Source organism: Neoluteolibacter marinus, from assembly GCF_014904755.1.
Lineage (GTDB): Bacteria > Verrucomicrobiota > Verrucomicrobiia > Verrucomicrobiales > Akkermansiaceae > Haloferula > Haloferula marina.
Genome location: NZ_JACZFQ010000008.1, coordinates 1 through 9,838, shown reverse-complemented (window position 1 = coordinate 9,838; position 9,838 = coordinate 1). Strand labels below are relative to the sequence as shown.

10 protein-coding genes are annotated in these 9,838 nt (G+C 66.4%); 6 read left to right on the top strand and 4 right to left on the bottom strand.

What is annotated here, in order from left to right:
• Positions 1–176: 176 nt before the first annotated feature.
• The 3 genes from IG178_RS02155 to argB are packed head-to-tail and all read left to right on the top strand — an operon-like array spanning position 177 to position 3,623.
• Positions 177–1,139 carry a phosphotransferase gene (locus tag IG178_RS02155; RefSeq protein ID WP_193210853.1) on the top strand — a complete coding sequence of 321 codons (963 nt, stop codon included), beginning with the start codon at positions 177–179 and terminating at the stop codon, positions 1,137–1,139.
• Positions 1,136–2,695, top strand: a complete 1,560-nt coding sequence (locus IG178_RS02150; RefSeq protein ID WP_193210852.1) for a hypothetical protein — start codon at positions 1,136–1,138, stop codon at positions 2,693–2,695. The genes IG178_RS02155 and IG178_RS02150 overlap by 4 nt, the downstream gene beginning before the upstream one ends.
• A 49-nt stretch (positions 2,696–2,744) precedes the next feature.
• Positions 2,745–3,623 carry an acetylglutamate kinase gene (gene argB, locus IG178_RS02145; protein WP_193210851.1) on the top strand — a complete coding sequence of 293 codons (879 nt, stop codon included), beginning with the start codon at positions 2,745–2,747 and terminating at the stop codon, positions 3,621–3,623.
• A 19-nt stretch (positions 3,624–3,642) separates the two neighbouring features.
• On the opposite strand, the gene IG178_RS02140 is transcribed toward argB, so the two are convergent.
• Positions 3,643–4,602, bottom strand: coding sequence for a hypothetical protein (locus IG178_RS02140; protein ID WP_193210850.1), 960 nt, complete (start codon positions 4,600–4,602; stop codon positions 3,643–3,645).
• Positions 4,603–4,728: 126 nt separating this feature from the next.
• Here IG178_RS02140 and IG178_RS02135 point away from each other — a divergent pair, with 126 nt between their 5' ends.
• The 3 genes from IG178_RS02135 to hisF all read left to right on the top strand — a co-directional run bounded on the left by IG178_RS02135 (position 4,729) and on the right by hisF (position 7,376).
• Positions 4,729–5,631 carry an NAD(P)-dependent oxidoreductase gene (locus tag IG178_RS02135; protein WP_193210849.1) on the top strand — a complete coding sequence of 301 codons (903 nt, stop codon included), beginning with the start codon at positions 4,729–4,731 and terminating at the stop codon, positions 5,629–5,631.
• Between the two features lie 11 nt (positions 5,632–5,642).
• The gene (locus IG178_RS02130) at positions 5,643–6,371 is read left to right on the top strand and encodes an alpha/beta hydrolase (RefSeq protein ID WP_193210848.1); all 729 of its coding nucleotides are present in this window, start codon (positions 5,643–5,645) and stop codon (positions 6,369–6,371) included.
• 240 nt (positions 6,372–6,611) lie between these two features.
• Positions 6,612–7,376 (top strand): imidazole glycerol phosphate synthase subunit HisF, encoded by a 765-nt coding sequence (gene hisF, locus IG178_RS02125; RefSeq protein ID WP_193210854.1) that lies wholly within the window; start codon positions 6,612–6,614, stop codon positions 7,374–7,376.
• Between the two features lie 3 nt (positions 7,377–7,379).
• On the opposite strand, the gene IG178_RS02120 is transcribed toward hisF, so the two are convergent.
• The 3 genes from IG178_RS02120 to IG178_RS02110 all read right to left on the bottom strand — a co-directional run.
• Positions 7,380–8,009 carry an HAD family hydrolase gene (locus IG178_RS02120; RefSeq protein WP_193210847.1) on the bottom strand — a complete coding sequence of 210 codons (630 nt, stop codon included), beginning with the start codon at positions 8,007–8,009 and terminating at the stop codon, positions 7,380–7,382.
• Positions 8,010–8,120: 111 nt separating this feature from the next.
• The gene (locus tag IG178_RS02115) at positions 8,121–9,044 is read right to left on the bottom strand and encodes an SRPBCC family protein (protein ID WP_193210846.1); all 924 of its coding nucleotides are present in this window, start codon (positions 9,042–9,044) and stop codon (positions 8,121–8,123) included.
• Between the two features lie 101 nt (positions 9,045–9,145).
• Positions 9,146–9,838: S49 family peptidase (locus tag IG178_RS02110; RefSeq protein WP_193210845.1), on the bottom strand; the 693-nt coding region annotated here is incomplete at its 5' end.

Below are 9,838 nucleotides of genomic sequence, written 5' to 3'. Positions count from 1 at the left end.
CGGATTCATCCGGCTTGGAAGGATCGGGGAGGAGTTGATCGATTTCCAGGCCGGCAGCGTCGGAGTCTTCCAAGCCGGATGAATCCGGCGCTCCGCCCGTTCCTGCTCCCGCTCCCCGCAAACTTGCACCACTTCCCCCTTGTCCCGACCCGGATCTTCCGAAAAATCCGGGCGCGATGCCGACCGACGCGATTCTCTACGCCACCCGACAGCACCTCGGGATCGATCCCACCGTGATCGTCACCTTGATCCCCATCAAGAAGGGCGCATCCGGGCGGACGATCGTGCGCGTCAAGGCTCCCGGCCAGGACCCCTTCATCGGTGTCCACTGGACCGACGAACGGCCGGACAACGATCAGTTCCTGCCCGTCGCGAAGTATCTCAAGAGCGTGAAGCTCAATGTTCCCTCGATCTTTTTCGAGATCCCGCATCGCCGGGTCGCGCTGATCGAGGACCTGGGCGACACCGACCTGTTGTCGCTGAAAGACCAGCCCTTCGCCGAACGCGAGCCCTACTACCGCTCCGCACTCACCCAGCTCGACAAGCTGTTCTTCTCGAAGGCGCCGAAGGACTTCGAGCTGATGCCCCCCTTCGACGAGTCGCTCTACCGCTGGGAGCAGGAGTATTTCTTCGACCACCTGGTGGAAGACCTGCTCGGCATGGACGCCGGCGAGCTGCGGGAACATCCGGCCTTCGAGGATCTCGCCAAGCGGCTCGGCAGCAGCGCCAAGCACCTCGTCCACCGGGATTTCCAATCGCAGAACCTGCTGCTCAAGGACGACAAGGCGTGGTGGATCGACTTCCAGGGCATGCGCCGCGGCCGCCAGGAGTATGACCTCGCCTCGCTGGTCTACGACCCCTACATGGACCACTCCACGGAGGAGCGGGAAAAGATCCTCGATATCTGGGAGGACATCTCCGAGGACCGCCCGGAGCCGACGATTTTCCGCGAATGCGCGACGCAGCGCCTGATGCAGGCCCTCGGCGCCTACGCGAACATCCTCAAGAACCGCGGCGACGACTGGTATGCGCCCTACATCCCGGTGGCGGCACGGCTGCTGGCGGAGGTCACCGCGGGCACCGACCTTGAAAAACCCCTCGCCGACGTGCTGGCGAAAGCGGCAGAGTTCGCGCCGTGACCACCCCGTCCAGCCGGACTTTCACTCACGCCGCCATCATCCTCGGCGTCGGGTTGTTCGCGCTCGGCGCCGTGTCGTTGATCCCGCCGCTGCGTTCGCTGGAGCGTCAGGCAGTCAAAACCCTGGCCGTCTCGGTGCAGCCGGTGGACACCCTCATCGACGGTGCGGGCAGCCAAAAGGAGCCCTGGACCCGGCGCCAGGTCACCCCGCCGGTGGTGCCGGTGCCGCCGCGCTTTCTGGCCATCGACGACGATCCCGAAGGCTGGTTCAGCACCTCGCCGCTGTCGCCGGTCGACCACGCGCTGATTTTCGCACGCCTGCGCGAAGCCGGTCACCATGTGATCGGCGTCGGCAACCTGATGGCATGGGACGAACCCGAATCGTTGGCGATCGGGGCCCTGCGCAAGCAGTTGGACAAGTTCGACGCCGCCGTGCTGGCCCTGCCGCTGGCCCGCGGCGCCGCCGGCGAGCCGCTGCCGGCGCCGTTCGTGCGGATGTCGATCGCCGACTCCGCGGTGAAAGGAAACCTGGCGTCCCTGCCCCAAGTGAACCGGGTGGCGATCCCGAACGCGGAGCTCGGCGGCAAGCAGACCCTCGCCGGCTTCTCGATCCTCGAGAACGAACCGGACCCCGGCGACAATCACCAGCACCTGCTGGCCCGTTGGGACGACCGCGTGCTGTTCGCTTTCCCCCTCGCCACCGAAATCGCCGGGCTGGGCCTCACGCCCGACGACGTGCAGATCAAGGTCGGGAAGGAGATCCGCCTCGGCACCCGCGGCCCGGTGATTCCGATCGACGAGTTCGGCCGCACGCCGGTGGCTACCAACGTCCGCGAAACCGACATCCCGGCGATGCGGCTGATCAGCGAGAAGTCCCCCGCTCCGCCAACCGACCATCCCTTGCTGACCCGCGACGTCCGCGAGGAATTGCCCGAGGCCGAGAAAGCCTGGTCCGGACGACTCGGCGCCGCCGTCCAGGCACTCCGCAGCGCCCCCAGCTATGACCCGCCGGTCCTTCTCGCGCGGCCGAATGCCCTTCTGGAGCTGCTGTTGATCCTCGTGCTGGCGCTATTCGCCACCTGGTCCACCCGGATGCGACGGCCCGGCTGGCGCATCGTCACGGCCCTCGGGGTGATCGGGGTCAGCGTCGAGATCCTCTACCTGATGGCGGCGCGCCAGAATGCCTGGTTGCCGCCGCTGGCGATGATGGCCCCGGGCCTCACCGCCTTCGGGCTGGCGTTCACGAGGGATCGATCCGAACCGCAGGCCGAATCCCCGGTCCAGCCGGTCGTGGAAACACCCGCCGAAGCGCCCGCGCCAACCGCCGAAGCCGCCCCCGTGGAACCTCTTCCCGAGATCCCCGCCGAGCCGGTGGCGGCCGATGCTGAAGTGCCGGCTCCCGCCAAAAAGACCGCGGCCAGGAAAACCGCCCGGAAAGCGGCGAAAAAAGCCGCCAAGAAGGCCCCCGCGAAGAAAGCTGCGAAGAAGGCCGCAAAGAAAACCACCGCGAAGAAAGCCGCCCGCAAGACCGCGAAGAATCCCGACGACGCCGAATAGCCTTCCCGCCCGCCGCCCGGTACGATCTCCCTTGGAACCTCCGCCACTCATGAGCCTCCAGCACCCCATCGCCAAAGCCGAAGCCCTGATCGAAGCCCTGCCCTACTTGCAGGCGTTCCGCGGGAAAACCTTCCTGATCAAGATGGGTGGGTCGGCGATGGAGGATCCCGAGCTCGTTTCGCAGGTGATGCGCGACATCGTTTTCCTCGAAGTCGCCGGCATCAACCCGATCGTCGTCCACGGCGGTGGCAAGGCGATCTCCGCCGCCATGAAGGACGCGGGACTCGAGGCGGAATTCGTCGGAGGCTTCCGCGTCACCACCGACGAGGCGATCTCGATCGTCGAAAAGGTCCTCTCCAATGAAATCAATCCCGGCCTGGTCCGCATGATCCGCGACCTCGGCGGCAAGGCCGTCGGAATCCCCGGAACCGACGTGTTCCTCGGCGAAAAGATGCACGCCAAGGACGCCGGGGGAAATCGCGTCGACCTCGGCCGCGTCGGCGAGGTGGTCGGCTGCCAGCTCGGCCAGATGGACGCCGCCCACCGCGCCGGCATTGTCCCGGTGATCTCACCGCTGGCCGCGGAACTGGCCACCGGCCGGCCGCTCAACATCAACGCCGACCTCGCCGCCGCCGCCCTGGCCAAGGAGCTGCGCGTGGCGAAGCTGGTGTTCCTGTCCGATGTCCCGGGCTTGATGCGCGACCCGTCGAAACCGGAAACCCTGATCAAGTCGGTCAGCCGGGCCGAGGCCGACGACCTGCAAGCCGACGGTACCATCTCAGGCGGCATGATCCCGAAGGTCCGCAGCGCCATCGACGCCCTCAACGCGGGCGTCCGCAAGGTTCACTTCATCGACGGCCGGCTGCCCCATGCGCTGCTGCTGGAGATCTTCACCGACGGCGGGATCGGCACCGAGGTCACCCGCTGAGCCGTCCCGTGACGGGCGGTCACTCGACCGGGCCCGCGGTCTCCTGCCCCTTCATGCTGGCGTCCTTCGGCGGATCGACCAGGTTGCGGAATTGATCCGCCCAATCGCGGGCCTTTGCGTGGGCGAGGTTTTGCTCGATGTGGTCCAGCATGTTGAGCGCCGAGCGCTTCTGGTCGCCGGCCTTGTAAAGGTCCACCTCCATCTTCCACTGCAGGTCGGGCAAGGTCTCGCTGAGCCACTTCTCGTAGTCCGGTGAACGCTCGTCGGAACGTCCCTTGCCGCGGCCGCGATCGCCGCCGGTCCAGTATTCCTTGTCGATGCCCTCGAAGCGGATCCGCTTCTTCCACTGCTCGCGGGCGGAGTCGAACTTCTTGCCGGTCTTCAAGCCGGGCAGGATGACCTGATCGAAGACCGCGGAGATATCCAGCGGCGAAAGCGGCCAGTTGTCCACCTTCGCCCCGCCGAGACCGTAGGCCCGGGCGAAAACCGTGCCGGTGACCGGTTCGCGGAGGACGCCCACGTTGCCCTCGAACTGTTCCGGGTTGCCGAATATCGAGTCGAGCGCCTCCATCGCCTTGGGTGCCAGCTTGTCGTATTTCCCGGCCGACTCGGCGGCTTCCAGGCTCAAGACCAGCCAGCGGAGCTGGTGGCGCATGCTGCGGCGGGTGCCCGGATCCTTCAAGCGGTCGCCCTGCCGGCGCTCCCACTCGCGGAAATCCTGGGAGCTGCGCTTTTTGTCGTCGAAGTCCAACTTCTTCACGCACTTCAAATACAGCTCCACGGCGGCATCATCGCTCGCCATCCCGGCCTTGAACGCCTGGGCAGCCGAGCCGATCCGGCCCATGGCCTTCTCCTTGGCGGTTTCCCGCAGGTTATCGAGCTTCTCGATCAGCGCTTCGCGATCGGCGTCGCTGAGGGATTGGGCGTGGACCGCCGGGGCGACAAGGAGCAAGGCAAGCAGGCAGGATCGATGCATCATAAGTTGGGTTGGTCAGTTGAAACGCCCGGGACAGGCCGATGTTTTGCAGGGATTGGCAAAAAGACAGATTTTTCCCCGGTCGGCAACGACACGCCGCCGGGGTGGACAGCCCGCGGCAGAGGTTCCATGGTGTCGCCGATGTCGAAATCACGCATAGGAATCGTGGGAACAGGCCGCATGGGAGCCAACATGGCGAGGCGCTTGAAGGATCAGGGATACCCGGTGACCGCCGTCTTTGACGCTTTCCCGAAAATCGCCGCCGAACTTGCCGCCGAACTCGGCTGCACGGCCGCCGCCACCCTGGCGGAAGTAACTGCGGCCGCCGATGTGATCCTGACCGTGGTTACCGACGACGAGGCGATGCGCGGGATTTTCCTGGCCGGGGACGATTCGCTGCTGGCGGGCGCAGAAGGCAAGGTCTTCATCAACTGCGCCACCGTCAGCCCGGCGGTCCACGAGGAGGTCGACACCGCCTGCCGCCAGGCCGGCGCCACCGCCCTCGAGGCCTGCATGGCATCCAGCATCCCCCAGGCGCGCGACGGCACGCTCTATCTGATGGTCGGCGGCACCGCCGAAACCTTCGGCAAGGTGGAAGGCATCCTCAAGGATCTCTCCTCATCGCTGCGCCACGTCGGCGGCACCGGCCAGGCGGCCAAGGTCAAGGCCCTCGTCAACATGGTCATGAACATCAACACCGCCGGCCTCGCCGAGGGACTCGGGCTGGGAGCCGCGCTGGGACTGGACCTCGCCATGCTCAAGGAGGTGTTTTCCCAGACCGGCGCGAATTCGCGGGTGCTGGTCACCGACGGCGACGACATGATCGCCCGCGAGCACGATTGCTACTTCTCCGCCGCCCACGCGGCCAAGGACAGCGGCATCGCCAACGAGCTGGCCGCCTCCGCCGGGGTCAACACCCCGCTGTCGCTCGCGACCGAGGCCCAATATCACCGGATGGTCGAGCTGGGCCTGGGCGAACTCGACAAATCCGGGGTTGCGGAATTGACCTTCCCCGGCCGCACCGCGCATTGATTCCCCCACCCATGGACCTTCCCGAATTCCGCAACCGCTTGGGCGAAAAGCTCGACACCGCCTTTCACCCCGGCACCCGCGAAGATGCCCTGGTGGTTCTGGGGCACGGGGTCACGGGCAACAAGGACCGCCCGCTGCTGGTCGCGCTCGCCGAAGGCCTGGCTTCCCGCGGTTGGCCCTGCCTGAGGGTTTCGTTTGCCGGCAACGGCGACTCGGAAGGGGACTTCCGCGACGCCACCATCACCAAGGAAAGCAATGATCTCCGCGACCTCCTCGACGCCCTGCCTGCGGGCGTGAAGGTCGCCTACGCCGGACACAGCATGGGCGCCGCGGTCGGGGTGACCGTTGCCGCCGGCGACCCCAGGATCCACGTGCTGGTGTCGCTCGCCGGGATGGTGCGCACCGAGGCGTTCTGCGAACGGGAGTTTGGCGATGCCACACCGGACAAGGGTTTCATGTGGGACGAACCCGCCTGCCCGCTGTCCCGCAACTACGTCGATGACATGGAATCGATCGGCGACCTCTTCGACGAGGTTGGCCAAGTGCTGGTGCCCTGGCTGTTCCTCCACGGCACGGCCGACGACGTGGTGCTGATCGAGGACAGCCTCGACGCCTACGACACCGCCGAGGAGCCGAAGCGGCTGGTGAAGATCGACGGGGCCGGACATTCCTTTGACGAGAAGTCCTACCCGCAGGTGGTCACGGAGGTCGGGGACTGGCTTGAGGTTCACTTGAAGTGATTGGAGGAACGAACCGCGGAGGCGCAGAGGTCGCGGAGGTTTTCTTGGGGGAGTCTGACCTTCCAGAAACCTTTTCCGGTCCTCGTTTCCACCCGATTTCGGATCGATCGCCTCCGTCACCTACAGAACTTCGACCCCTCCGCGATCCCCTCCGCGACCTCTGCGCCTCCGCGGTTCGTGTACAGCCATCCACCCCATCCCAAGGTGGACATCCCCCGCCCGGCGCGCTTTCCTCCCGGCGTGCTCGCCAAACGCATCATCCCCTGCCTCGACGTTACCGACGGCCGCGTCGTCAAAGGCGTGAACTTCGTCGATCTCATCGACGCCGGCGATCCGGTCGAGGCGGCGATGGCCTACAATGCCCAGCAGGCCGATGAGCTGGTCTTCCTCGACATCACCGCCTCGTCCGACAACCGCGCGACGATGGTCGATGTCGTCCACCGCACCGCCGAGCACTGCTTCATCCCGCTCACCGTCGGCGGAGGCATCCGCACGGTCGAAAACATGCGCGAGATGCTGATGGCCGGTGCGGACAAGGTCGGCATCAACACCTCGGCGGTGAACAACCCCGGGCTGGTCGACGAGGGTGCCAAGGCCTTCGGCAGCCAGTGCATCGTGGTCGCCATCGACGCCAAGCGCGAAGGCCCGGGCAAGTGGGGCGTCTACACCCACGGCGGCCGCACCCCGGTCGGGCTCGACGCGGTCGAGTGGGCCAAGGAGGTCTGGCACCGCGGCGCCGGCGAGATCCTGCTCACCAGCATGGACGCCGACGGCACCCAGGCCGGCTATGACTGCGAACTGACCGCCGCGATTTCCGAAAGCGTCGGCATCCCGGTCATCGCCAGCGGCGGCGCCGGAAACCTCGATCACATGGTCGAGGTGCTCGAAAAGGGCAAGGCCGACGCCGTGCTGGCCGCCAGCATCTTCCACTTCGGCAAGCACACCGTCGGCGAGGCCAAGCGCTACTTCGCCGAGCGTGGCATCCCGGTCCGGCCGGAGATGTGAGCCTCAGAGCAGCTCGAGGCTGGCCACGATCCGGTCCGCGATCGAGAAGTCCAGACACGCGGTGGTCCGGTTCGGCACCGCCCAGACGTTCAGTCCCGCGGCCTTGGCCGACTTCACGCCGTTGAGCGAATCCTCGATCGCCAGGCATTCGCCGCCCGAAAGCTCGAGACGGCGGAGCGCCTCGAGCCAGAGGTCCGGCGCCGGCTTGATCCGCGGGGCGTCGCCGCGGCAGACGACCTCGCGGAAGAACCGTGTCAGCCCGAGCTTCTCCAGCCAGCCGTCGACCCAGAAGTGCGACGAGCTGGAAACCACCGCCAGCGGCGTCCCCTGCGCGGTCAGCTTTTCGAGCAGCGCCATCACCCCCGGCATCGGCCCCGCCTGTTCGAGGTCGCGGCGGATTTCCACCTGCCGGTCCTCGTCGAGCTGGTGCCAGTCGAAGCTCCGGCCGGTCAGTTCCTCCAGATGCAGTTTCGGCGACCAAGTGTCGAAATCCGAGCCGATGCACTGGGTGTAGGTTTCCAGCGGCAAGGGGTGACCGTTCGCCAGGAAAGTCCGGTGCCAAGCCTCGTAGATCGCCCATTCGGTGTCCACGAGGACGCCGTCGAAGTCAAAGATCACCGCGGAAAACTGCATGCGCCGGGATGGCCGCGGATGGGCACACGGGCAAGGATTTCCTCTGGACCGCGCGTCGCCGGACGCGCCCTGCCATGCCTCGGCGGGTCCTGCGATCCGCTCTCCTCTCCGTCACTTCGACGGGAAATGGACGCGTGTCACCAGTTCCGCCTCCGGTGTCACGGTCGGGTCGTTCTCGTAGATTTCGAAGGCCTCGACGTGGCGGTCGGTCCGGTATTTCTTTGCCCGCCCGTGCATCACCCCGGATGCCCAGGCATTTCCGAGATGCCGGTAGGCCCCGGTGTGTTGCACCACGTAGGCCTCGCATACCGGGATATCGCCACTGACGAAGCCCTCCGGCAGCCCCGCCGCGAATTCTTCCACCGGGATCCCCAGGGTGTAATCCGCGACTCCTTTCACCGGGTCCCACTTGTGGGTGATCGAGAACGGCTTGCCCTTCGGCTGTGTCCCGCTCGAGCCCACCCACGCCATCAGCTTCTGCATGTCCGCCTGCATGCTGGGGCCGATGCCCTCGGTCGGGCACTGGCTGCGCACGCCCGTGTAGCGGAAGCCGCCGGCCGCCTGATGCGGCAGGAACTCCAGCTTGGAAGGCACCGCTCCGGTCTCCACCAGATCTTTCAACATCAGCAATCCGCGCCGGTAGTCGGAGCCGATCCACGCGCTCATCATCCCCTTCAACCAGAACATGAAGAACGGCAGCTTGCCTTCCATCGTCCACAGCACCTCGGTGCCGCCGTCGTGCTCGGAAAAGTGAAACTCCACCTGGTTCACCGATTTCCACGGCTTGAGGAAGGTCAGCCGGTAAACGATCGACCACGGTGGATCGCCGCCGGTGATCTCCATCATGCCACTCCCCGTCACCTCACCGTCCCAGGTGTAGCTCCGGCCGTCCTCCGCATAGCTCATCCTGGCACCCGGTTCGGCGATCAACCACGGCGACCACGCCGCCCAGCGGCGGAAATCGAGCACCGACTCGTAAACCTTGGCCACCGGAGCGGCGATGAACTCGGACTTGCGGACATGGAAGACAGGCATGGCGACGGGGGATGGTTCCCCATCCTTGGCAGAAATCCCCGCCCAAGGAAAGCGGTCGTTCAGCGGACACCCGTGAGATCCCTGCCGGACCTTCCGCGCGCCTAACGGAGCGGGATGCGGATTTCGGGACCGATGAGCTGGATGGTGCTGTCGGAGCATGCCTCGATCCGCCGCAGCACGCGGAGGTAGGCCTCGCGGACCGGGGCGGGAAGCGCGGCGGCGCCGGACTCGCCGAGAGTCGCGACGATCGCCGTCGCGGCGGGGCCCGCGGTGGTCCCCATGCGGATGATTTCATCGTCCGCCGGCTTCTCCGGCTGGGCGAAGAGGCCTTCGATCATGCTCTTCGGTTCAGGCACCAGGCGCGTCGCGTCAGCGTCGAGGCCGGACTGCTCCGCGGCGTAGGCAATCGCTTCGCCGAGGCCGCCCAGTTCATCGACGAGTCCCAGCTCGAGGGCCCGGGCGCCGGTGTAGACACGGCCGCCGGCCATGCCTTCGAGCTCGCCCTTGAGACGATCCCCGCGGCCGCTCTCGATCCGCTTCTTGAATGTGCCGTAAACCTTGAGCATCGACTCGCGCACCAGCTTGGATTCTTCCTCGGTGAAGGGGTGGAACATCGACATCGCGCCGGCGTTCTTGCCGCGGGAGGTGGCGTGGGTGGTGATCCCGAGCTTCTCCAGCGCCCCGTCGAGCACCATCTTCATGCCGACCACTCCGATCGATCCGGTGACCGTGCCGGGTTCCGCGAAGATCCGGTCGGCGCCGCTGGAAATGTAGTAGCCGCCGCTGGCCGCCAC